This window comes from Larkinella humicola (genome assembly GCF_008727875.1).
GTDB lineage: Bacteria > Bacteroidota > Bacteroidia > Cytophagales > Spirosomataceae > Larkinella > Larkinella humicola.
This window is the reverse complement of record NZ_VTWS01000005.1, coordinates 301,337-326,237: the sequence shown is the minus strand read 5'-3', so window position 1 is coordinate 326,237 and position 24,901 is coordinate 301,337. Positions and strand designations below refer to the sequence as shown.

General features: G+C 54.0%; 20 protein-coding genes. 12 read left to right on the top strand and 8 right to left on the bottom strand.

The genetic code is table 11. The features are described 5' to 3' along the window. Nucleotides 1–4: 4 nt before the first annotated feature. The 4 genes from F0P93_RS20250 to F0P93_RS20235 form a co-directional block, all read right to left on the bottom strand. The gene (locus F0P93_RS20250) at nt 5–1,612 is read right to left on the bottom strand and encodes an alpha-amylase family glycosyl hydrolase (RefSeq protein ID WP_150879173.1); all 1,608 of its coding nucleotides are present in this window, start codon (nt 1,610–1,612) and stop codon (nt 5–7) included. Between the two features lie 110 nt (nt 1,613–1,722). Further along, nucleotides 1,723–3,006 carry a hypothetical protein gene (locus tag F0P93_RS20245; protein WP_150879171.1) on the bottom strand — a complete coding sequence of 428 codons (1,284 nt, stop codon included), beginning with the start codon at nt 3,004–3,006 and terminating at the stop codon, nt 1,723–1,725. Between the two features lie 144 nt (nt 3,007–3,150). Continuing rightward, a complete protein-coding gene (locus tag F0P93_RS20240) occupies nt 3,151–3,975 on the bottom strand; it encodes a 3-keto-disaccharide hydrolase (RefSeq protein WP_150879169.1) in 825 nt (274 codons plus the stop codon). A 127-nt stretch (nt 3,976–4,102) separates the two neighbouring features. After that, entirely contained in the window at nt 4,103–5,431 is a 1,329-nt protein-coding gene (locus F0P93_RS20235) for a rhamnogalacturonidase (RefSeq protein ID WP_150879167.1), read from the bottom strand. Nucleotides 5,432–5,561: 130 nt separating this feature from the next. Between F0P93_RS20235 and F0P93_RS20230 the strand changes: the two genes are divergently transcribed. Then, a complete protein-coding gene (locus F0P93_RS20230; RefSeq protein ID WP_150879165.1) occupies nt 5,562–6,467 on the top strand; it encodes a PIG-L deacetylase family protein in 906 nt (301 codons plus the stop codon). Between the two features lie 212 nt (nt 6,468–6,679). Here F0P93_RS20230 and F0P93_RS20225 read toward each other — a convergent pair whose 3' ends face one another. Next, nucleotides 6,680–8,341: a carboxylesterase/lipase family protein gene (locus F0P93_RS20225; protein ID WP_150879163.1), complete on the bottom strand. Its 1,662-nt coding sequence runs from the start codon at nt 8,339–8,341 to the stop codon at nt 6,680–6,682. 153 nt (nt 8,342–8,494) lie between these two features. Between F0P93_RS20225 and F0P93_RS20220 the strand changes: the two genes are divergently transcribed. The 11 genes from F0P93_RS20220 (at nt 8,495) to F0P93_RS20170 (ending at nt 20,678) form a co-directional block, all read left to right on the top strand. Continuing rightward, the gene (locus tag F0P93_RS20220; protein ID WP_150879161.1) at nt 8,495–9,403 is read left to right on the top strand and encodes a LysR family transcriptional regulator; all 909 of its coding nucleotides are present in this window, start codon (nt 8,495–8,497) and stop codon (nt 9,401–9,403) included. Between the two features lie 202 nt (nt 9,404–9,605). Further along, nucleotides 9,606–11,600 (top strand): glycoside hydrolase family 3 protein, encoded by a 1,995-nt coding sequence (locus F0P93_RS20215; protein WP_225309589.1) that lies wholly within the window; start codon nt 9,606–9,608, stop codon nt 11,598–11,600. A 91-nt stretch (nt 11,601–11,691) separates the two neighbouring features. After that, a complete protein-coding gene (locus F0P93_RS20210) occupies nt 11,692–12,570 on the top strand; it encodes a helix-turn-helix domain-containing protein (RefSeq protein ID WP_150879159.1) in 879 nt (292 codons plus the stop codon). A 209-nt stretch (nt 12,571–12,779) separates the two neighbouring features. Beyond that, nucleotides 12,780–13,283: a cupin domain-containing protein gene (locus F0P93_RS20205; protein WP_150879157.1), complete on the top strand. Its 504-nt coding sequence runs from the start codon at nt 12,780–12,782 to the stop codon at nt 13,281–13,283. A 1-nt stretch (nt 13,284) separates the two neighbouring features. Beyond that, nucleotides 13,285–13,779, top strand: coding sequence for a cyclophilin-like fold protein (locus F0P93_RS20200; RefSeq protein WP_150879155.1), 495 nt, complete (start codon nt 13,285–13,287; stop codon nt 13,777–13,779). 54 nt (nt 13,780–13,833) lie between these two features. Beyond that, nucleotides 13,834–14,469, top strand: coding sequence for a (2Fe-2S)-binding protein (locus tag F0P93_RS20195; protein WP_150879154.1), 636 nt, complete (start codon nt 13,834–13,836; stop codon nt 14,467–14,469). Continuing rightward, entirely contained in the window at nt 14,466–15,500 is a 1,035-nt protein-coding gene (locus F0P93_RS20190) for an FAD binding domain-containing protein (RefSeq protein ID WP_150879152.1), read from the top strand. The genes F0P93_RS20195 and F0P93_RS20190 overlap by 4 nt, the downstream gene beginning before the upstream one ends. A 2-nt stretch (nt 15,501–15,502) precedes the next feature. Further along, nucleotides 15,503–17,737 carry a xanthine dehydrogenase family protein molybdopterin-binding subunit gene (locus tag F0P93_RS20185; RefSeq protein ID WP_150879150.1) on the top strand — a complete coding sequence of 745 codons (2,235 nt, stop codon included), beginning with the start codon at nt 15,503–15,505 and terminating at the stop codon, nt 17,735–17,737. Between the two features lie 116 nt (nt 17,738–17,853). After that, a complete protein-coding gene (locus tag F0P93_RS20180; RefSeq protein ID WP_150879148.1) occupies nt 17,854–18,249 on the top strand; it encodes a (R)-mandelonitrile lyase in 396 nt (131 codons plus the stop codon). A gap of 43 nt (nt 18,250–18,292) precedes the next feature. Next, nucleotides 18,293–18,883, top strand: coding sequence for a DapH/DapD/GlmU-related protein (locus F0P93_RS20175; protein ID WP_150879146.1), 591 nt, complete (start codon nt 18,293–18,295; stop codon nt 18,881–18,883). A 145-nt stretch (nt 18,884–19,028) separates the two neighbouring features. Continuing rightward, on the top strand, nt 19,029–20,678 hold the full coding sequence (locus tag F0P93_RS20170; protein ID WP_150879803.1) for a hypothetical protein: 1,650 nt from the start codon (nt 19,029–19,031) through the stop codon (nt 20,676–20,678). Nucleotides 20,679–20,728: 50 nt separating this feature from the next. Here the strand turns inward: F0P93_RS20170 and F0P93_RS20165 are convergent, their stop codons facing one another. The 3 genes from F0P93_RS20165 to F0P93_RS20155 form a co-directional block, all read right to left on the bottom strand. Next, a complete protein-coding gene (locus F0P93_RS20165) occupies nt 20,729–21,790 on the bottom strand; it encodes an endo-1,4-beta-xylanase (RefSeq protein ID WP_150879144.1) in 1,062 nt (353 codons plus the stop codon). Nucleotides 21,791–21,882: 92 nt separating this feature from the next. Then, nucleotides 21,883–22,896 carry a glycoside hydrolase family 43 protein gene (locus tag F0P93_RS20160; RefSeq protein WP_225309588.1) on the bottom strand — a complete coding sequence of 338 codons (1,014 nt, stop codon included), beginning with the start codon at nt 22,894–22,896 and terminating at the stop codon, nt 21,883–21,885. Between the two features lie 94 nt (nt 22,897–22,990). Continuing rightward, nucleotides 22,991–24,877: an alpha/beta hydrolase-fold protein gene (locus F0P93_RS20155; protein WP_150879801.1), complete on the bottom strand. Its 1,887-nt coding sequence runs from the start codon at nt 24,875–24,877 to the stop codon at nt 22,991–22,993. Between the last annotated feature and the right edge of the window lie 24 nt (nt 24,878–24,901).

Sequence of the window (24,901 nt, the reverse complement as noted above, 5' to 3'; positions counted from 1 at the left end):
TCGTTTAGTCAAGTCGGATGATTATGCCTTCGTCACCACCCATCGTGATGGTTTTGCTTACGGTATTTCCTTCCCGTTCACGGGAAGTGGCCAGGGCAATGACGCCTTGCAGCGACGCGTCTTTCGGTTTAAAATAAGCCGGTCGGTGGCTCAGGTTCAGTACCATCAAAAACCGAGAATGCCCGTTTGCCTGCCGAATGTAGGCCATCAGACTGGTATCGGCATACACCGGCACGTAATCGCCTACCTGGAGCGAAGGCTCCCGTTGTCGCAACACCAGCAGGCGTTTGTGCAGCGAAAGCATCGAGTCGGGATCTTCGTTTTGCACCTGCACGTTTTCGCGGGCGTGGTTTCCGGCCAGTCGGAGCCAGGGCTTTCCGGTGGTAAAACCGGCATTGGGCTGCTGATCCCACTGCATGGGCGTTCGGGCCGGATCGCGGCTCAGGTTTTTGTCCGGCATGTTCAGTCCCTGCGGGTCCTGCACCTCCTCAAACGGAATGGGAACGTCGCGCATGCCAATTTCGTCGCCGTAATAAAGTGTCGGAGTACCGCGCAGGGTCAGCAGCAACAGAGCCGCCACCCGCGCCTGATCGCGGCCAACCCGGCTCGCAATCCGGGGCTGGTCGTGGTTGCCCAGCACCCAGTTGGGCCAGCCATCTGCCGGTAGCAGCCCTTCGTATTGATCAATCGCCGTGGCCATCTGGCGGGCGTCCCAGGGGAGTTGCAGCAACTGGAAATTGAAGGGGAGGTGCGCGCCCTTGCCGTCGATGCCGTAGTACGTCATCAGTCGGTGAATGGGGAGGTAAATCTCGCCGATCATCATGCGCTCGGAATACCGATCGAGGACTTCCCGCATTTTCGACACCAGCGTATGCACATCGGGCTGGTCGGTGGAGTAAACCGGTAAAAGCTGCTCATAGGTTGCCAGGTGCGGCTGATAGTCCGGATTGGGCGGATTATCGCGGAACTGATCGTCCTTGATCATATGCCACATCACATCCACCCGGAACCCGTCAACGCCTTTTTCGAGCCAGAACCGCATGACGTCGACCATCGCTTGCTGCACCGCCGGATTCCGCCAGTTCAGATCGGGTTGTTCTTTCAGAAACGCGTGGTAATAATACTGCCGTGTGGTTTCATCCCACTCCCAGCCACTCCCGCCGAACACACTGAGCCAGTTGTTGGGAACGGAGCCGTCCGGGAGCGCATCCCGCCAGAGGTACCAGTCCCGCTTCGGACTGGTGCGCGACGACCGGGACTCCAGAAACCAGGGGTGCTGGTCGGAGGTGTGGTTGGGAACCAGATCCAGAATCAGCTTCAGGTCCCGCTGGTGTACTTCCGTCAGCAGCGTGTCGAAGTCGGCCAGGGTGCCAAACATGGGGTCGATGCTCTGATAATCAGCAATGTCGTAGCCGAAGTCGGCCATCGGTGACGGATAAATCGGGGAAAGCCAGACGGCGGTAATGCCCAGTTCTTTCAGGTAGTCCAGGCGTTTGAGAATGCCCGGCAGGTCGCCGATGCCATCGCCGTTGCTGTCCTGAAAGGAGCGGGGGTAAATTTGATAAATGACGCCTTCCTGCCACCACAGGGGTTTTGTCGGGTGTTCTTCCATGCGTTTTCGGGGTACGGGATGATTCAGCGTTCCGGTCGTTTCGGAAAGGCGGTTCGCTGCTTAAATAACCCCGATGGGGGTTCAAAGATGGAAAAAAAGGCCAAAAACGATTATGCGGTCCGGTTTCCGGCGTTCGACGAACGCATTGGCCCACTGGTAGAGCCACCCTTTTCGGACGTTGCCCCAACCCGGTCGGGGGGGAGGGCAAGCAGCAGCGCGGCCAGGAACAGACCCGCCAGGATGAAGGCTTTTTGAACGGTAAACCACTCCGTCGGGTTGAACGCAACGTCGGTAAAATGAGGAATGCGAAGGACCAAAAGGAGCAGGACCGACAGAAAGCCCACCGCAAACCGAACCCGCATCAGTTTGCGGTGGGCCGGTATGGCAACGGACTGGATCTGGCTGAAAATCAACAGCAGGGAGCATCCAAAAGCCATCGCCAGCCAACGCCCATAGTCCATGGCAATCAAAGACAGCAATACTGCCATCAACCCCATTCCGCCGATGGCGAGCAGGAGCCGCCCGGGGTTTTGAAACGTCAGGGTGATGTTGAACAGGCGAAACAGCCCGTATAATGCACCGAATTGCGCAACATACAGGAACAAATACAGAAAGGGATTCAAACCGGTCAGATGCACGCGGGCGTTGTTGATGTTGGCCCAGAAAGGTAATTTCTGAAAATAGGCAAACCCATCGAACTGGTGTCGGTTGAAACCCAGAGCAACGTACTGCTCGACAAACTGTTCGGTAATGGTTTTGGAGTTACCATTTAGGGTCGACAGCAGGAGGGTAATGACCGTACCCACTGCAAAATACAGTCCCAACTGGTATCGGGTAGCGGTTTGGTTCAACCAGTGGTAACCCAGCAAAAACGGCAGAAAGAGGAAAAAGAAGCTGTCGTGAACCAGGGCACCGGTTATGATAAACGCGACATTGCCGGGCCAGCTTCTGACGTCATAGATCACCAGCCCGAGAAAGAACAGGTAGAAAAACAGTTCTTTGCGAACCGCCAGCGGGTCTTTCAGGTAGAGGGCGATGCCGAACGGACAGAAGAAAACCAGATAAGCACCGATCAGGCTCCAGACCGCTTCTTTTCCGGATTGAAGGGAACACATCAAAACCAGGGGCGACAACAGACACAGACTGTAGGCCAGTGTGATGAGCGCCAGAAGAAGGCTCCGGTTTTGAAAAAGAACGAAAAAGTTACCCACCAGCGCCCGCCGGTTAAAGCCGAAGCGGTAGTTCATCAGGGTTTCCGCCAGGGTATAGCCCAATTGGTCGTTCGTGAGGGGAATCCAGATGGTTTTCAGGCTCATACCCACGGCAGTGAACAGCAACACGACCAACCACAGACGGGCATACTGCTGCTGGGAAAACGGAATTCGGCCAATCATACGTCCGGGATGCAGAGATCGAGTCGTTTGAAAGCCGGAAAGTTACTGTTTTGTTTATAATGGTAACATAATTTATATCCAGTGGACCGACGGACGTGTCATTGTCCGGCAGGTTGCCGATTCGGAAGCACAACGGTTTGGCTTCTATTTTGACTCTATTTTCTTGTACAGAATATTTTTGTATTGGACGATGAAGGGAGGTCCAGCATGCATTTGAAATCCTAATAACCCCTCTGGAACAAAGTTTTTAGAATCTTCATCGATCGAGATACTCATAACCTGATTATTGATGATGTGGATCATGATGGGTCCGCGGGCGATGATGTGGTAGGAGTTCCAGCCATTCGTATTGACCACCCCCCGCAACAGAACCGGGTCTGCAATCTTTGCCACGGATTTAAAGGTGGGGCCGTCAGCCACCCGCGTTACTTCACCGCGTTTTGCCAAGACCACATGCCCGGTTCTTCCTCGTTCCTCATGCACATTGCCGGTAAATAGATTGGTGAAATCCAGATCAGCCTGATACCCTTTCAGAATCCACTTTCCAACTTCCGGCAGCTCTGTACTTCGATACTGCATCCCGCTGTTGGTTCCGTTGATTTTAAAATCAAATTTGATTTCAAAATCTTTTACTTTTCCTCCGCGCCAGATGAGAAAATTGTTAACCTTAACGACTTTGTCGGGCGTTGTTTCTCCGATGAGTACACCATTTTCGGCGCGCCAAAACGTAGCATCTCCATCCCACCCATTTAAGGTTTTTCCATCAAAAATAGGCACGAATCCCAGGCTGTCATCCTTTACCGTTGCGGGAAATAATCGGCCTGCTCCACCCCCGCTAGCAGGTCTGGCGGCTGAAGTGGGAGCGGGCGTGGTTTGCGCGTCGGCAGCAGAACTCGTTAACAGGGAAAGGGTTGTCAGGCATATTCCTAAAGTAAAAAAAGGTATGCGGTCTATCCAGGATTTTTGCATTTTCGTGGTTGTTTAACTGGTAAATCGATTAGTTTAAAATGACCGTTAAGGAATTTTAGAAGTTAATAAACGACTATCTGTTGCGTCTTCCAACTGTAATAAACCGGATTTTAAGACTGATCCTGTTTTACGGGACCAGTTTCGAATTTACCCGTACGTTTTTGAGTACAAATCCCTCGACTGCGGTTTTATCCATTGCCGCATTTTTGCTTTCCACGAGGAAGTTCTCAAAGGTGAAATTGGCCAGTTTGTCGCGTTCTGAAACCGCTACGTCAAAGAACGTATCACACACCAGTTCAATGTTTTTCAGCGTCACGTGATTCGCGAATGAAAGCGGCTGGTCCTTGCGGCCCTGTAAGTCATAAAACTGGGTCCAGGGTTTGGCATACAGCAGGCTGTGGGCCTGGCCTTTGATGTTTTCGACGGTAATGTATTCGTATAGTTGGGGTGTATCCGGCCGCATCTTCAGCCACAACACCCGGCTGGCCTCGCTGACATGGCAGTTGCGCATCAGAATGTTCCGGTTATGAATGGCTTCACTGCCGCAGGTCAGCGCCGAATGGCAAAAGCCAAATTCACATTCTTCGATGAGGATATTGGTGTTGGCGCCATTGCTGGGCACCCGGTCGGCCCAGGGCCCCTTGCCGCCTTTGAGGGCAATTGCGTCGTCATTGACCGATAGATAGCACCCTTTGATCAATACGTTGGTGCAGGCGTCGATGTCAATCGCATCCGTACTGGGAGCTTTCACGGGTTGGTAGGGCGAATAAATGTGCGCATTCAGCACTTTCACGTTCCGGCACTGGTAATAGTGACTGGTCCAGAAACCCGCATTATGCAGCTTTACATCCTGAACCTGTACGTCGTTGCATTTCCAGATAAAGACTAAGCGGGGCCGGGAAACCTCCAGATTCGTGCAATTCGGATTTTCTTTCCGTCGGGCCCAGAAGGCCTCCCAGAAGCGCAGGCCATTGCCATCAATCGTCCCTTTGCCCGAAATTGTAAAACCGTCGACCTGATAGGCATTGACCAGTGCTGCAAAGTAATCCAGACTCAGTCCTTCCATGCGCGACGGCAATTTCGGGTAATCGGCGATGGTATCAGAGCCTTTCAGGATGGCTCCCTCCATTACGTGTAAATGGGTTTTGGGCTTGAAAAATAAAGCCCCACTCTTAAAGGTTCCTTTCGGGATGACGACAACGCCCCCGCCTTTCCGGGCAGCGGCATCAATGACCTGCTGAATGGCCTCGGTTTGGACGAGGGTGCTGTCTGTTTTTACGCCAAAGTCCGTGATTACATACGTTTTTCCGAGCTGGGCCAGAGTCACTTTCCGGGTCGCCGTAAACCAGGGACTGATCGGACTTCCATCCGGGAAAGACGCTTTTACTGCGTTTTGCGCCAAAAGGGGTGCGCTTAATGCGACCCAATACACCAGGGCAACGATCCTTGTTTTCATACGGACTCCGTTTTGCTCACCGAATTTGTCTGGTAAGCAAACAAGATGCTCACTTCTACTGATTGATCTTTCTTCCCTTTCCCCTATTTTAGCGAAAGTCTTTAGCCCAATCGTTTAACCTGTTGATACCATGCAAAACCGGATGAGTCTGACGATGCGATTTACCCTGCTGCTGGCCCTCTGCCTGGGTGCTACCGGTGCGTTTGCCCAACTGCCGAACACGCCTTTGCGCGTCATCGTCATTGGCGCGCATCCGGACGATTGCGACCTGGGAGCGGGTGGAATTGCCTCCATCTATTCCTCCATGGGCCACCAGGTCAAATTTGTGTCGATGACCAACGGCGACGCCGGGCATCAGGACATGGGTGGTGGCGAACTGGCCCAAAGAAGGTACCGGGAAACCCAGGAAGTGGCCAAACGGCTGGGCATTACCTATGACGTGCTCGACAACCATGACGGAGAGCTGATGCCCACCCTGGAAAACCGGCTGGCGGTTATTCGCAAAATCCGGGAATGGAAGGCGGATCTGGTGATTGCTCCCCGAACCAATGATTATCACCCGGATCACCGAAACACGGGTGTTATCGTGCAGGATGCGGCCTACCTGGTCATCGTTCCCAACGTGCTGAGCAGTGTGCCCCCGCTGACCAAAAACCCGGTTTTCCTCTATTTTCGCGACGGTTTTCAGCGCCCCAATCCGTTCCGGCCCGATATTGCCGTCGATATTACCGAAACACTGGCGAAGAAAGTGGAGGGTCTTGATGCGCACACGTCCCAATTCTATGAGTGGCTGCCCTGGACCAGACAGGATCTGGCGAATGTACCCAAAGACCCCGTGGAGCGCAAAAAATGGTTGCTGGCCGCCATGGAAAAACGTTCTTCCCTGACGCCGGAAATTAAGGCTTCCGTCGAAAAATGGTATGGCCCGGAAAAGGCGGCCAAGATCAAATCGGTTGAAGTCTTCGAAATTTGCGAGTACGGCAGACAGCCTAACCCGGAGGAAATCAAGCGCCTTTTTCCCATGCTGCCACGCTGACGGTATGCCTGGAGGAGCTTTATACGGGTTTGACCGGCATCAGCTTTTTCCGGCTGGCGACAGCCGGTCAGCGAAAAGTTGAATAAACCAGGGCGGTTGGAAACGCCCTGGTTTGGAATGAATCAGAAATAGAGATGGTAGTAAAACGGCACTCGAGGGATGAAAATAGAGATGGTAGTGACGGGGTGAATTTAGCGAAATGCTGCCTTTCCCTACAGCTTTCCGACGGATCGCCAGAGGGCGAGTTCTTCGCTAAACCGGTTGTTGATGACCTCGCATTGGGCATCAATTCGCATGGTTGGGCGGGTTTTCAGGGTATAGGCGGGCCAGGTCGGCACTTCTTTTGCCGCCGGTTTGCCGGTTCGGGCGAAGGTGGTCCACAATTCGGCGAAGTGCCGGGACGCCGTAAACCGTTCGGGCCGGTTGCCACCAAAAAAGCTTTCTTTCGGCTCGGAACCGTCGCGGGGCGGTATTTCATTGTTGAATTTGAACGAAATATCCATCGCGTGAGGTGTTCCCATCGCGTAGTCCGTGCCGGGGATTTTCTTTTCGGACTTATAGCCGAAATTATAGAGATACACCGGTGCCCCGCCCTGCTTCACTTTTTTCTCGGCAATATCGACCGACCCCAAACCCATCATCGTAATGGACGAAACCGCCACGTAAAGATCCGGAGCCGAAGCATTGGGATTGGCTTTGCGGTACGCAGCGACAATTTTCCCGGCATCGGCCCCGTATGGCAGTTCCAGTTTTTTCTGTAGTCCTTCAAAATCCAGTTTGGCAAACTCGGTGTCTTTGCGCTCCCAGGCAAAGAAAGTGTATTCATCCTCGTTCCAGCCCACTAGCAGCGGTTTGTTACGCGAAATGGCCGGGGCGGTCGGATCAAAGGGGTGATGGGGTAACACAACGCCGTCGACCACCGGGCCAAAGCCCCCGTAATTGCGACGCATCATGCCCTGATTCCGGTTTTTTTCCTGAAAAGGCGGCACAAACGGCAGTTTTCCCTGAATGGTCAGCAAATCGGCGGCTGGCACGTCCAGGAGTTTCCGCCAGTCCTTGGGTGCAATATTTAGCTCTTTCAGCAACATAGCCGTCGTTTCGGCCGCAACCTCTTTGGGCGTCATCCGCACCCCCGGACCGCTTTCGATCGAGGCTTTGTTGAAATACGGAGCCGCTTCGGGCATGGCATACAAGCAGGAGGTCTTGGCGCCCCCGCCCGATTCGCCCCAGATCATGACGTTGTCGGGGTCACCCCCAAACCGGGCAATGTTGTCATGCACCCATTTCAGGCCCGTCGTGATGTCGAGCATGCCCATGTTGCCCGACCCGGCATACTCCGACCCACCCAGTTCGTCCAGGTACAGAAAACCCAGCAGCCCCAGCCGGTGGTTGGTTTCGACGACGACCACATCAAAATTCCGGGCCAGATTGGAGCCATCCTGACTGGCCGAGGCTCCCGAACCAATCACAAAACCGCCCCCGTGGCTGTAAAACATCACCGGACGCTTGCGATTATCATTGGCCGGGGTCCAGACGTTCAGAAAAAGACAGTCTTCCGACGGAGCAGGCTCGTTGCGACGGGGTGCTTGAATGGCCGGTGGACCCACCTGCAACGCATCCCGAACCCCGGTCCAGGGCTCGAGTGGGGCAGCCCGGCGAAACCGGCGATCACCGGAGGTACGTCCGGCGTACGGAATTCCTTTAAACAGATTGACGCCGTCTTTCCGAATCCCACGGATACGGCCATAGGCAGTTTCCGTTTCGATGGATTCATCGGCTCGGCTTGCTGTAGAAAAAGCAGCGTGAGAAACAGAAACCGCTGCGGTGGCCAGCGCTAGTTGCGCTAAAAAATCCCGTCTGCCGATTGGGGTCATCTTTCTGTAAAGGGGGTGTTTCTAAAGCCCTGCGCTAAAAAATCATACAAAAAGACAGAAAAGTCACCGAAATGTCTAATCATACTTTCTTACCTTGTGATAAGTTTTTCTTATCAAACCCGATTTCTGATCCAGGGTCGATTCGTATACGATATGGAATTACGCCAGTTAAGATATTTTGTGGGGGTGGCAGATGCCTTGCATTTTGGCCGGGCGGCAAAGCTCCTTTTTGTGTCGCAACCGGCCCTGAGCCAGCAGATTAAGTTATTGGAAGGCGAGTTGGGGGTCGAGCTGTTCGTGACCAGCCAGCGAAACCGACACCACAAAGTGGCGTTAACGGAAGCCGGAAGTTACTTTCTGGCCGAAGCCAAACGAATTTTGCAGCTCAGTGAAAACGCCGTCCGAAACGTGCGACAGGCCGGAGCCAACCAACTGGTCATTACCCTGGGCGTCTTCAAATTGATCCTTCCGGAGCGGATCATGGGGATGCTCGAGCTTTTTACGACCCATTTTCCCTCCCTCGATATCCGGCTGGTGGAGCAACCCAACCCGGTTCTGGTGCAGGATTCGGTGGCGAACGACCAGGTTGATCTGGGCATGACGGTGCTTCCCCTGGAGCGGGAAGGCCTGGTGGCTACGCCTTATGCCGAAGCCGATTACGCCGTTCTGCTGGATAAAAAACATCCACTGGCGACCCAAACGGCCATCCGGCTTACGCAGTTACAAACCGAACGGTGGATCGACCACGGCCCGGTGGCCGGCCTCTATTTTGGCCAGCTTGAGGAGGCCTGTCGGCAGGCGGGCTTTATCCGCCAAAACAACATCGTGCAGTACGTCCCCTCGTTCGATCTCCTGAAAAGCATGGTCCGGCTCGGAAAAGGAATTGCCTTCATTCCGGCCTCGCTGGATTTACGCCAGGAGCCTGATTTGCTGGCGATGCCCCTCATCAATGCCGACGGCAGTGCGTTTAAACAGGTCGTCATTCGGCACGTACTCATTCACAAAGCGGAACACGCCAAACCGCTCGTTCAGGCGCTGAGCGGTTTATTGAACCGGCGGTGATGCGAGCAGGAACAGCCCACGACAGTAATGATTGGCTTTGCGACCAGGCAGCCGCATCCACCCGGTCGTAAAGCGAACGATGGATTCAGTATAATCGGCTCTGCGTCAGCTTTCTGAACCAACTTGACTTTTTACTATGATGACACATTTGGCAAAATACCGGTTCAGAACAAGTGTTTTTCTAGCCGGAGCGTTGTTGATCATGGCCGCGGTCGCGGCTCAAAAACCGCAACAACCGGCCCTGGCCTCCCGTTCGGTCAAGATTTTGACGCAGAAGGGGTTGACCTTTAAAGATCTCAATAAAAACGGTACACTCGATCGCTACGAAGACTGGCGATTGCCCGTTGAAACGCGGGTGAAAGACCTGATCGGTCAAATGACCCTGGAGGAAAAAGTGGGTTTTATGCTCATCAGCACCACCCGAATGGGTGGCGATAATGCCTTTCAACAAAATGCTCCTGCAGCCGGACGCGGCCCGACCGAAATTACCAGTGCCTTTAACGAAGAGGATTTAGTACAGCCCAACAATATATTCACCCGCAAACCGCTTCCGGTGCCGATCATGTCAGCGGCCGGGACCACCAAAGCGGTGACCCAGTTTCACCTGCGCCACTTTATTCTGCGGGCCAATCCATCCGCCCAGACCATCGCCGACTGGGCCAATAATCTTCAGGCACTTTGCGAATCGTCCCGATTGGGTATACCGGCCATCGTCGCTTCCAATCCCCGAAACCATATTACCATCGATGCCGCCGTCGGGTTAAGTGTGGGCACGACGGCGTTTTCCAAATGGCCCGGCGAACTGGGGCTGGCCGCCATGCGCGATTTGAAACTCACCCGTGAATTTGCGGACATTGCCCGTCAGGAGTGGACGGCGGTTGGGTTGCGCAAGGGGTATATGTACATGGCCGACCTGGCAACCGAACCCCGCTGGCAACGGATCGAAGGCACGTTCGGGGAGGATGCCGATTTGGCTTCCGGTATGATTCGTGAGCTCATCCTGGGCTTTCAAGGTACGCAACTGGGTACCAACTCCGTGGCCATGACAACCAAACATTTTCCCGGCGGTGGCCCGCAGGAGAATGGCCTGGATTCCCATTTCGATTGGGGAAAATATGCACATTATCCCGGCGGTATGTTCGAATATCATCTGAAGCCCTTCAAAGCGGCCATTGAAGCGGGCACCTCCGCCATCATGCCCTACTATTCCAGCCCGAAAGGGAAGGAATTTGAGGAGGTTGGGTTTTCCTACAACCAAGCGATTATTCAGGATCTGCTGCGGAAGCAGTTAGGCTTCAAAGGCATCATCAACTCCGATACCGGACCGATTGAAATGATGCCCTGGGGCGTCGAAAACCTCACCATTCCCCAACGCTACCAGAAAGCCCTGGCGGCTGGCGTAGACCTTTTTTCCGGAACCGCCGATCCGACCGTTTTACTGGCAACGGTTCAGCAGGGACTGGTCACGGAAGCGCGCATCAATGAGTCGGTCGAACGTCTGTTGAGCGAAAAGTTTAAATTGGGGCTGTTCGAAAACCCGTATGTGGATGCCCGGAAGGCGCAGCAACTGGTTGGGAATACTCAATTTCAGCAAAAAGCCGATCTGGCCCAGCGGAAGTCCATTGTGTTGTTGCGCAACTCGGCGAAGGTGCTGCCCTTACGGCCCAAAACGAAAGTTTATTTTGAAACCTACTATGACAACGGCCGGAGCGCCAGTCCCATCACGGTTCACAAACCGACCGGGTTTGCGAACGCCCTGGAGTTTGTGTCGAGCAAAGAAGAAGCGGATGTGGTGTTGGTATGGCTGATTCCCAGTGCAGGCGGTTTATTTGCTTCGGCCGGAAAGCCCATTGACCTGAGCTTGTCGAAGAATAAAATTGATGTGGGGCACGTCAATGACCTAATCAAAAGCAAGCCGACCATTCTGGCAATCAATTTTTCGAGCCCCTGGGTGCTGGATGAACTTGACAGTGGTCAGGCAAAAACCATCCTCGCCACTTTTGGTACCACTTCCAATGCCTTACTCGATATCGTCAGCGGCTCCTATAAGCCGACGGGCAAACTGCCGTTTACGATCCCGGTATCCCAACGCGCCGTGGTGGAAAACAAGTCGGATGTGCCGGGCGGGCGGGAGCCTGATGGTTACGCGCTGTTCAAGTTTGGCGATGGGCTGAGTTACGATTCGGTTGATCGATAAACCTGCGAAAGCCCAGTGGCAAACCGCAGCATACCTAAAAATAGCAACGCTTATCGAAACGAAAGTTAATTTGAATTTCTTAACTTTGAGTATGGCCAATCAACGGACACATTCGGTTTCGGAGTTCAATACGGACCTCAAGCTAAAAGGCTTCAATGTCTTCCCGATCGAAAGTGACGGTAACGCCACCCGCATTTACAGTCGGAAAGATTTCTACAAAATTTGCCTGACCACCGGCAAAAGCATCATCCATTATGCGGACCGGAGCTATGAAGCGAACGATACGGTTTTGTTTTTTGGCAACCCGCACATTCCGTATTCCTGGGAAACGATTTCGACCACGTATGTGGGGTATACCTGCCTTTTTTCGGAGGATTTCCTGACGTTATCGGACCGATCGGAGAGCCTGCAAAACTCCCCCTTTTTCAAGCTCAGCGGCACGCCCATCTTAACGATCAGCCCACCGCAACGAGAATTCCTGAATACGATCTTCCAGAAAATGATCGAGGAGCAACAGACGACGTATTCGTACAAGGACGATCTGATCCGCAACTACATCCACCTGATCATTCATGAAGCCCTGAAACTGGAACCGTCCCAAAACTTTGACCACCATACGACTGCGGCTTCCCGCATTACCTCCGTTTTTCTCGAACTGCTGGAGCGGCAATTTCCGATCGAAACCATCGACCGCCCGTTGCAACTGACCACCGCGCAGGACTACGCCCGAAGCCTCCATGTCCACGTCAACTACTTAAACCGGGCCGTCAATGAGATAACCGGCAAATCGACGACAACCCATATTGCGGAACGGGTCATCAGCGAAGCCAGGGCTCTACTGCTGCATACCGATTGGAACATTTCAGATGTTGCGTATGCCCTGGGCTTCGAATACCCTTCCTATTTCAACAACTTCTTCAAAAAATTCACCGGCACTAATCCGCGCAACTTTCGCAAGACGGAAGTTTGAAATGTATAAGTATCGGTTTGAATACTTTTACCTTGCTACCCTTTCATACCCGTAACTTTGCTTCTACATGTCGTCAGAAGCGAAACTAATTGACCCCAGGGACCTTCATGCGCCTGCGTGCGAGTGCTCAAAAGAGACGTGCGCTACCGGTTTGTCATCGGCATGGCGACGCTGTAGCCACTTACCTCATCCGCATCCTAAGCAATAACATGAAAACAAATCACTCAACATTAGGACTCCTAACCGCCAGCGTATTTGCGATCCTGTTCCTGATGGGTTGTCAGAATCAGGATTCAGAAAAAGACGATGAGCAGCAAGCTATTTTTCCCAAAGGCGAACCAGGCCCTGCGCAAAATTTTACCGGTAAGGCCTGGGCTTTGGGTCTGGTCAACAATGACTCCACGTATCAAACCGTTGTGGGCAATGTGTATTTCGAACCGGGAGCCCGAAGTAACTGGCACATCCACCCGGCTGGTCAAATCCTGATTATAACGGCCGGGGTGGGTTACCATCAGTTAAAGGGTCAACCCCGTCAAACGATCAAAAAGGGAGATGTTGTCCAATGCCCACCCAATGTCATGCATTGGCATGGAGCCACGCCCGACAGTGGTTTACACCAAATGTACATACTACCCAACACCGAGAAAGGCATCGTAAAGTGGCTGCATCCGGTGTCAGACGAAGAATATAATACCCCCAATCCGGGTGAATAAAATGAAAAGATCACCGATCAGCTTACTCCCACTCCTTGTTCTTTTAATCGGTAGCATGGCTTGCCATACGGATGGCGAAATCATTTCCCCTGCTACCGGTGTCGATAACAATGGCAACAACAGCCCTGATACGACCGGCAACCGGCTGAGGATCAGGGTCGGGTCCACTACATTCCAGGCAACCCTGCTCAATAATCCAACGGCAAAGGCATTCAAAGCCCGATTGCCGCTGACAGTTTTAATGAGCGAGTTAAACGGCAATGAGAAACTGTACAATTTCCCGCAAAACCTGCCAACCAACTCCGCCAATCCCGGAACGATCCAGACGGGCGATTTGATGCTGTACGGTTCTACTACGCTCGTACTGTTTTATAAATCGTTTTCGACGAATTACAGCTACACGAAGCTGGGGCAAATCGATCATCCGTCGGGCCTGGCTGCGGCCGTTGGTTCCGGAAACATAACCGTTACGTTTGAGTTAGAGCAGAGCAGTTGATACTGCCAGCCGGGTTCGGTCCTAATCTTTCAACCCCTCACGAATTTTTGCTGTATGGCCCAGAACGAACACCCCGGTGACGCGTTGGAAACTCCTGACGCATCCCGCCGGAACTTCTTAAAACAATCCTCCGCTCTGGCTGCCCTGGCCCTGGCTCCACCCGTTGCCGTGAAAGCCATCGATACCGGATGGGATCAAAAAATAGCCACGGCCTTCGACCCGTTGCCACTCCAGGTTACGATCAATGGGACGATGCAAAACTTGTCGATTGAACCCCGCGTCACCCTGCTCGATCTGCTGCGCGAACAACTCCACCTGACCGGCACCAAAAAAGGCTGTGACCACGGCCAATGCGGAGCCTGTACGGTTCATGTGGACGGGCAGCGGGTCAATGCCTGCCTGACGCTGGCGATGACCACCGAAGGCAGCACCGTAACGACGATCGAGGGGCTGGCTCAGGATAACCAGCTCCACCCGATGCAGGAAGCGTTTATCAAACACGACGGTTTTCAGTGCGGTTATTGTACGCCCGGCCAGATCATGTCGGCGGTGGCCTGCATTCGGGAAGGCCACGCCAGTTCGCCGGAGGAGGTTCGCGAGTACATGAGCGGCAACCTCTGCCGCTGCGGGGCCTACGCCAACATTGTGGAGGCAATCATGGACGTTAAACAGGGAGGAAAAAAGGTATGAATCCGTTTCAGTTTACGCGGGTAACAACCCCCCAAGCCGCCATTTCGGCAAGCACGAAAGAAAGCGGAACCTACTTTCTGGCCGGTGGCACCAACCTCATCGACCTGATGAAACGGGAGGTGATCCTTCCCGAACGGCTCATCGACATCAACAAACTGCCGCTGACAACGATTGAAAAAAACGTGACCGGTTTACGCATCGGTGCGATGGCGAAGAACTCCGCCGTGGCTGACCATGAGCTGGTGAAAACGCATTTCCCGCTCCTGTCGATGGCGCTCAACGCGGGCGCTTCGGCGCAGCTTCGGAACATGGCGACGGTCGGTGGCAACCTGATGCAGCGGACCCGTTGCTCGTATTTCTACGATCATTCGATGCCCTGCAACAAGCGCGGCCCGGTGCAGGCCGGTCCCGACAAGGGAAAGCCCAATGGGCCAGCGGGTTGCGGGGCCATCGGCGGTTTTAACCGGATGCACGCCATATTTGGCGCGTCGAGCAAGTGTATTGCCGTTCATCCCAGCGACATGTGCATTGCGCTGGCGGCCCTGGATGCCACCGTGAACGTGTCGGGGCCAAAAGGCGACCGCCGGATTCCGTTCAGCGAGTTCCACCGCCTGCCCGGCGAACTGCCGCAGAAAGACAACACGTTGTTGCCCGGCGAATTGATCATGTCGGTCGATCTGCCCACGAATCGCTTTGCCGATCATTCCCATTATCTGAAAATCCGCGACCGGGCCTCGTATGCTTTCGCGCTGGTGTCGGTGGGGGTTGGTCTGGAGATGAAACGGTCCGACGGGTCGGTGCATACGATTCAGGACGTTCGGCTGGCGATGGGTGGCGTAGCCCACAAACCGTGGCGGCTCTTCGAAGCCGAACAGTTCTTGAAAGGCAAAGAAGCCACCGAAGCCAACTTTAAACAGGCGGCCACGCTGGCCATGAAAGGCGCTAAAAGCTACGGCGAGAATGATTTCAAGCTGACGCTGGCTCCCAACTCAATTATCGACGCCCTGAAAACCGCCACAAAAACCGCCTGATCATGACGAAAGACACAAAAAACCCGCCCATTGATCGGGTCGATGGACGGATGAAGGTGACCGGCGGGGCCAACTACTTCGCTGATTTTGAGTTGCCCAATATGGCCTACTGTGTCATTGTCGGCAGTGAGATTGCCCGTGGCACCATCACCAGCCTGGATACGAAAAAAGCGCAGGGCGCACCCGGTGTGCTGGGCGTGTTTACTCACCAGAACAGGCCGCCCATTCCGGGCTGGGACGCAACCGTGGGAGGACCGGCGGATGGCCCACCGCCCAAACCAAAGACGGAAGAAACCTATCGCATTCTGAGCAGTCCCAAAATCCTGTTCGACGGACAACCCATTGCGATTGTAGTGGCCGACACCTACGAGCGGGCGACTTACGCGGCTTCGCTGGTCAAAGCGACGTATGCCAAACAGGCCGCTCGTACTGATCTGTCGAAACACGTCGCTGAGGGCATTGCGCCCGGCGGCTCAGGCGATTATTCACGGGGAAAAGCCGACGCCCATCAGACGGCCCCGGTGACACTGGAGGCCCAGTATACCATTCCCATTGAAGTACACAATCCGATGGAATTGCACGGTATTCTGGCCCATTGGACGGGGCCGGACACGTTGATGATTTACGCCAAAACGCAGGGCGTAAACGCTACGCAAAACGCTATGGCGCAGGCGTTTAAACTGGACCCCAAGAACATTCACGTACACACCGAGTTCATGGGGGGCGGTTTTGGCATGGGCCTTCGGACCTGGCCGCAGGAAACCGCTGTCGTCGCCATTGCCCGCAAAATCGGTCGTCCGCTGAAGCTGGTGATGAACCGCAGCCAGATGTTTACGCTGGTGGGCCACCGGCCTTACACCGTGCAGACGATCCGGATGGGAGCCGACCAAACCGGTAAGCTGGTCAGTATTTCCCATGCGGCTACGGCGGAAACCGCCCGTTACGAGGACTTTACGGAAGCAACCGTCAACATGACCAAATTCATGTATGCCTGCCCCAACGTCAGCACGCGCTACCGGATTGTGCGACTCGACCGGAGTGTACCGATCTGGATGCGGGGGCCAGGCGAAGCCACGGGGGCTTTTGCGCTGGAATCGGCGATGGACGAAATGGCCCATAAACTGAACCTCGACCCCATCGAATTTCGCCTGCGCAATTACACCGAAACCGACCCGGAACACAACCGGCCTTATTCGAGCAAGCACCTGAAGGAAGCCTACCAGAAAGGGGCCGAAGCCATCGGCTGGAGCAACCGCAAGCCGCAGCCGGGTAGTTTGCGCGAAGGAAACTGGCTCATTGGCTACGGCATGAGCACGGGCGTGTTCAACGCCTTCCGGTGGGAGGCTTCGGCCCGCGCGCTACTGAAGGCCGACGGCTCGCTGACGCTGCAAAGTGCGGTGACCGACATCGGGCCGGGAACAGGAACCGCGCTGACGATGATCGCCCACAACGTGCTGGGCGTACCGGTTGAAAGGATCAAGGTTGAATACGGCGACACCTCCCTGCCGAAAGCCCCCAGCCAGGGTGGATCGGCCATTGTTTCGGCCGTGGGTTCGGCGGTTTTCGATGCCTGCACCGCCATCAAACAGGCACTGATCGAACTGGCCGTGAAAGACGGCGGCTCCCTCGCCGGGCGGCAGGCCGACGAACTGACGCTGGCCGATGGCATTCTTTCGGCCGACAAAGAACCGGGTAAAAAAGTAACCGTGAGCGAGTTGATGCAGGCCAATAACCTGACGGTGATCGACAGAACGAAGGAATCAAAAGCGGGGCCGGACCACCAGAAGTATTCGGTGTATTCATTTTCGGTGCATTTTGTGCAGGTGCGGGTCAATCCCATGACGGGCGTCGTGCGGGTCGCCAAAGCCGTCAGTGTGGCGGATTCGGGCCGCATCATCAGCCCCAAAACAGCCGCCAGTCAGATGATTGGCGGGGTAGCGGGTGGTATCGGCATGGCCCTGACGGAAGAAGCTGTCATCGACCACCGGTTTGGGCGGTTTGTCAACAACAACTTTGCGGACTATCACGTTGCAGTTCACGCCGACGTGCCAGCCATCGAGACGATCATGATCGACAAGCCCGACCCGATCATCAACCCGATGGGAGCCAAAGGCATGGGCGAAATTGCCCTGATCGGGTTTGCCGGGGCCGTTGCCAATGCGGTTTTCAACGCCACCGGTCAGCGGGTTCGTCATTTGCCGATTACGCCCGATAAAGTGATGCAAAAGCTGGTTTAAGATTGACGTATAGGACTTTCGCCTTTGCCCCGTCCTTTAGGGGAACGGGGCAAAAGCGAAAGTATAAAGAATTATCAGACATAAGTCCTAACATAGCGACAAGCTAAAAAGAAGGTATGGAAATTAGTAGAAACGGAACCCAGCCATCAATGGTTGGTCCAGGGGCCTGGTTTACAGGTGCTGTGCGAATAGACCCCTTATTCGCAAAAAAAGAAGCCACGAAAGGGGCTGGCGTGCTGGTCACCTTCGAGCCCGGCGCCCGAACCGCCTGGCATACCCATCCTGCGGGTCAAACGCTCATCGTCGTCTCCGGTATGGGTTGGGTACAGCGGGAAGGGGGGGCCATTGAAGAGATTCATCCCGGCGACGTCATTTGGTTTGCCCCAAATGAAAAGCATTGGCACGGCGCTTCGCCTACAAAAGCCATGAGCCACATAGCCATTCATGAAGAGCTGAACGGTGAAGTGGTAACCTGGCTGGAAAAGGTAAGTGACCGGGATTATTCAAAATAAAAATAACTGGGTTAAAAGAGTACCAGGAAGAGTTTGGCTAACGATGAGTGAAACGGAAAACACACCGACGGGTGCCCCTTCAGCTATCTTTGAGCGGCTACAAGCGGGGGAGCTTTTACGAAAGGATGATCCGGAATATGGCAAATTTGCCGAAGCGGTTTCTCGCACGATCCGGTTATGCGTCGAAATGAATACCACGGCAACCAACGTCGACGAGGTGCGCAACTGGTTGAGTGAAATCATTGGAAGCGAGATTGATCCGTCGACGACGGTTTTCCCGCCGTTTTACACCAACTTCGGCCGGTTCATTAGGTTGGGAAAAAATGTCTTTATCAACCATGCCTGTTCTTTTCTGGATATTGGCGGCATCACGATTGAAGATGAGGTACAGATTGGCCCCCGGGTCAATATTACCTCCGAGAACCACCCGATTGATCCTGCTGATCGCCAAACGCTGATTCCCAAGCCGGTGGTCATCAAACGCAATGCCTGGATCGGGGCAGGAGCCACCATTTTGCCGGGTGTTACGATTGGCGAAAATGCGGTGGTGGCGGCTGGTGCGGTGGTGAGCCGGGATGTACCATCCAATACGGTCGTTGCCGGTGTTCCGGCGAAGGTAATGAAGACCATTTGAAGCAAACATCATCAAAAAAAGAGCGCGGATCTGACTTCCTTTCTGGCATAACCATCCCTAGTCAGTTTTTTCCTAACTTACCGGCCAAACCGCCTGTGGTTAAGTTCTTTTTTTTGAAATGGTTGCCATGATCCTAAACCGTATGATGAAGTTTTCGCTCCTGATTTTCCTCCTTTTGATCGGTGTTTCTGTGACGATGGGGCAGGGTAAAGGCCCGCTCGACACGGTTCTCATTACCTCACTAAAGGGGAGAACCCGCGTATACACAGAAAACGGGGCGTTAACGGTGAACGTAGCCCCAAAGGAGGTCCGCCGGTATAAAGCCGCCGGATTGGTGCGTTACGGCAACTTCGGTGCCAGCGGCAATGGCAAAACCGATGATCTGGACGCGATTGCTGCGACCCATGCTTTTGCCAACCTGCACGGCCTTCCGGTGAAAGCCGACGAGGGGGCTACCTACTACCTGGGAGGGAAAGAGCGCACCGTTCTCATTCGGACTGACACGGATTTTGGCACGGCAGCCTTCATCATTGACGACACTGAGGTGCAAAACCGCAATGCTTCTGTTTTCACGGTCGGTTCGGACCTCAAACCGTTTAAGCTGGAAACGATAACTTCCCTGAAGCGGAATCAGGGAAAGATCGACGTGTCTTTGCCCGGTACCTGTCTGATCACGGTCACGAACGCCAACGTAAAGCAATACATTCGGTTTGGGCTCAACCAGAACAACGGCTCTCCGCAGACCGATATTTTTGTGGTCGACAAAAACGGCACCGTCGACAGGAACGCCCCGATCATCTGGGATTTCGATCAGATCACGGACATTACCGCGCTTCCCATCGACGAAAAACCGCTAAAGATTACCGGGGGACGTTTCACCACGATTGCCAATAAAGCCGAATCAAAGTATACGTATTACAATCGAAACATCGCCATCCGGCGGTCCAATGTGCTGGTGGAAGGGCTGGAACACCGCATTACGGGCGAAGAAGACCACGGTGCGCCCTACGGTGGTTTCATCAACATCGGTGAGTGCTCCTATGTAACGGTCAAAAACACCCTCCTGACCGGACACCGAACCTACAGCACCATTGGAGCGGCTGGCAAACCGGTCACGATGGGTACGTACGATCTCTCGGTCAACCGCGCGCTGAACGTCTCCTTCGTGAATTGCAGCCAGACCAATGACATCAACGACAACCGGTACTGGGGGATTCTGGGTTCTAACTTCTGCAAAAACCTGCTCTACGACCACTGTACCCTCTCCCGATTCGATGCCCACCAGGGGGTTGCCAATGCCACCATCCGCAACTCGACCCTGGGGCATATGGGGATCAATGCCATTGGCAGTGGCATCTTACTCGTGGAGAATTCCACCATCCGCGGCCGGAGCGTCGTCAACCTGCGCTCCGACTACGGCAGTACCTGGCAGGGCGAGCTGGTGATCCGCAACTGTGTCTTTGTGCCGTCGGACGGCAAACCCGTCAGTGCCGCCCTCATCAACGGATACAACTCCGGTCAGCATGATTTCGGCTACACCTGCTACATGCCGGAACGGATTACCATTGAAAATCTTCGCATCGAGGACTCCCGGCATCCGGATCAGTACCAGGGACCGGCCATTTTTGCCAATTTCAATCCGGAAATGACGGATAATTCCTATTTGGAAAAATTCCCCTACGTCAAAACCAAAGAGGTCATTCTCCGGAATGTAACCACGGCCAGCGGGAAAGCACTGAGAGTCAGTGACAACCCGGTTATGTTCAAGGATGTGAAGGTGAGCATGGGTCAGTGACGGTTTCTTCGTCATCTACCATCCGTCGGGTATCGCCACCAGCATACCCGTTAAAATGTCACCACACTCTGAAATGCTTTCTTCGGCTGGCCGTTCGGATCGAATAACAACGGATAATCCTTGCGGCCCGGAACCGGGAAATTATCCAGCCAGGAATACTTGTCAGTCAGATTCCAGAACGTAACGCCGGTAATCTTGTCGCGGTGCTTGCGGAATACCTCGAACAGCATTTTGTAATGAGCGGCCTGTTTGTCGTTCATCTCCGGCGTAAACTCGCTTTTGTCGGTATCTTTTCTGGCACGACGCTCGTGCTCTTTCGGATACACCGACACGTCGACCTCCGTAAACTGGATTTTGAGCCCCAGGCTGGCAAATTTGGTAATGGACTCCTCCAGTTCCTGCGCGGTTGGCTCGTAAATGGACCAATGCGCCTGCAAACCCACCCCGTCGATCGGCACGCCTTTCGCTTTGAGTTTCTTCAATAACTGGTAAATCCGCTCCCGCTTGGCGGCATTTTCGGTGTTGTAGTCGTTGTAGAACAGTTGCGCAGCGGGGTCCGCTTCGTGGGCATACTGAAATGCCTTCTCGATGTAGTCCTCGCCGATGATCTCGTAGAATTTCGATTTACGGTAAAGGCTTTTTCCGGTATCGGGAACGGCTTCGTTCACCACATCCCAGGCATAGATTTTTCCTCTATACCGGCCCATGACGTCGGTAATGTGCCGTTTCAGACGCGCCAGCAACACCTCCCGGCTCACAGTCTTGCCCGTTGAGTCGGTGAAAAACCAGCGGGGCGTCTGGTTGTGCCAGCAGAGCGTATGCCCCCGCAGTTTGATGCTATTTTGCTGGGCAAAGTCGGCGATGGCGTCGGCGTCCTTCCAGTTGTAGCGGTTTTCTTCGGGATGAATCGGGCCCATCTTCATGGCGTTTTCGGGCGTCATGCTGTTGAACTGGGCTTTGATCAACTCCGCATCCGGCCCGGGCTGCACCATGCGCGGGTTGACGGCCACGCCAATCGGAAAATAGTTTTTGTAATAATCTTTCAGCCCTTTTTCGGGGGCCACGAAGCCGACTGACAAGGCAATCAACACACAGGAGCTTAGTTTACGCATGGTCAAAATAGGTTAGTGGCTGATGATGAAACCTGTACGATGAATGAAACCTGCAAGGTCTTTAAGACCTTGCAGGTTTTGTTTCAAGTATCTTACTTATAAGCGTCGATGGTTTTAATCGTTCCGTCCGGATTATAGGTCAGTTCGGTTACCTTCACATTTCGAAGGTGGGTCTTGCCGGAGAGCTGCACGTCGTGATAAAAGAGATACCATTTTTTATCAACCTGCACGATGGAATGGTGGTTGGTCCAGCCCAGAACGGGTTTCAGCACCAGGCCTTTGTACGTAAACGGCCCATACGGATTGTCGCCGATGGCGTAGCAGAGATTGTGCGAATCGCCGGTCGAATACGAGAAGTAGTATTTGCCGTTGTATTTGTGGAGCCAGGCGGCTTCAAAAAACCGCTTGTCGTTGTCTTTCTCCAGAAACGGTTTGCCGTTTTCATCCAGAATCTGCACTTCCCGCACCGGCTCGGCGAAGCTTTTCATGTCGGCACTCAGCCGGGCAACGCGGGGCAGGTAAGCCACTTCGTGTTTCTGTTTCAATGCCCCTTTGGGGTTATACTGGTTGTTGTCCCAGCGTTGCAACTGCCCACCCCAGATGCCTCCAAAGTACAGATACGCTTTGCCATCGGAATCCTGAAATACCGTTGGATCGATGCTGTAGCTTCCCTTGATAGGCTCCGGTTCGGCCTTGAACGGCCCGGTCGGACTTTTGCTGGTGGCAACCCCGATCCGAAAAACATCCTGCTTGTCTTTCGCCGGAAAGTAGAGGTAATACGTCCCGTTCTTGTAGGTCGCATCGGGTGCCCAGAGCTGGCGACCGGCCCAGGGGACACCTTTCAGGTCGAGAGCGACGCCATTGTCCTTGACGGCCCCGCCAATCTTATCCATCGACAGCACATGGTAGTCACGCATCGCAAAGTGGCCCCCTTCGTCGTCTTCCTTGACGTCTTTGGCATCGATGTCGTGCGAGGGATAGATGTAAATTTTGCCGTTAAAGACATGCGCCGACGGGTCAGCCGTGTAGATGTGCGATACGAGCGGCTGCGAAATTGGATTTTTGCCCCCGTTGGTTTGGCCAAAGGTGGTCAGTGAACAGCCCATCAGGGCTGTCAGCACTAGCGTTGTGTAGGCTCGTTTCATCATAGTCGTATAAGGTTAAAAAATAAACTGCGGCATCCGGTTCTGAAACGCTCTTTTACTTGAACAGCACCTGCGAAAAGCCAAACAGATCGTGCCGCCAGACCGGCCAGGTGTGTCCGCCCGCATATTCGCTGTACTGGTATTTAATGCCCAGGTCGTCGAACTTTTTCAGCATGACCTGGCAGTTCTGATGCGCAATATCCTCTTTTCCTCCCATTGATATCCACAGGTTTTTGAGGTTGCCGTTGATGGTGCCGGCATTGGTTTTCATGAATTCGTACTGCGGATCCGACAGCTTGGGATTGTTGGCAAACCAGCCCGAACTGAACACGCCCAGCGACGAAAACAGATCGGTGTTTTTGATGCCCGCGTACAACGTCTGCAAACCGCCCATCGAGAGTCCGGCCAACGCCCGGTTTTTGGCGTCGGTGGCCACCCGGAAGTTGCTTTCGACAAACGGAATGGCGCCTACTTTTAACTCATTTTCAAACATGCGCAGGACGTTTTCGTTGAAACCGGCCAGACCGCCCGCGTTGGGCATGTTGCCGTCCAGCATCACCACCACCATCGGTTTTGCCTTCTTGTCAGCAATCAGGTTGTCCAGAATCATACCCGTTCGGCCCTGCGTGGCCCAGCCGCGCTGGTCTTCGCCACCGCCGTGCAACAAATACAAAACCGGGTATTTCTCCGCCGATTGATCGTAGCCCGGCGGGATGTAAACGTACATTTCGCGCCAGGCATTCGATGCTTTCGACAGGTAGCGTTTGATCCGGATTTCGCCGTGCGGCACGTCTTTCAGGGCGTAATACCCGCCGTCCCGATCCGGGATTTCAATACCACTCGCCATCCGTCCCATGCCATAAAAGGTTTCGCTGGCCGGGTCGACCACCGCAACGCCATCGATCAGCAGGGAATAATAATGAAAACCCCGGCTGATGGAATCCGTCGTGACGGTCCAGAAACCGCTTGTATCTTTCACCATCGCGTACTTTTTACCCAGATCGATCTGCACCTTCTGAGCCTCCGGTGCTTTTACCCGAAAGACAACCCGGTTATCGGGCAAAATCTGCGGGTATTTCGCGGAACGGATGTTGGTCGAAGCGGGGGTACCCAGAATGGAATACGTTGGCAAAGAAGCCACATCGACGGGTTTAAAAAGAAACTGGGAGAACATGTACAGCCCGTTTTTCCAGACTTTGAAGTCGTGGACGCCCGGTTCGATGTAATACACGTGCGGAACCCTGTTTTCGTAGAGGTAATCGTGGGTGCGTTTGCTGAAGGTGATCAGGCCATCGGCATCCCCGCACGAAATCCAAAGCAGTTTCAACTGCTTTTTGGCTTCTTCCGGATTGGGCACCAGTTCTTCCGGCTTTTTCGTGTTGGGGGCCGACGAGAAACCGCCCACCCAAGCAAACCGGTCCAGATTACCCAGACCAAAGTTCAACGATTGCCCGCCCCCCATCGACAGCCCGGCAATGGCCCGGTGTTCGCGGTCTTTCAGAACGGAATACGTCTTCTCCACATACGGAATCAGGTCGGTCAGCAAATCCTTTTCAAACGTCGCAAACGCTTCCACTTTGTCTTTGTCGAACACGTTGCCAATGGCGCGGTCGTCTTTCATGGCGCGGCCGTTGGGCATCACCACGATCATCGGTTCCAGCTTCTTGTCCGCATACAAATTATCCAGAATCACCTGCGGTTTGCCCCCCCGGAGCCATTCTTTTTCATCACCGCCAATGCCGTGCAGCAGGTACAAAACCGGGTATTTTTTCTTTTTCGAATAACCCGGTGGCGTATAAATCAGGGCTTTGCGGTTCGTACCCACGGTTTTTGACGCGTACTGAACCGAATCCAGTTTGCCGGTGGCGATGCCCGCCCGCACCTGATCGAAGCCACTGGGCATTTCTTTTTCGATGGTCTGCGAATAAGCCACCGAGCCCATTAGCAGAGCAACCGTTACGGCTAC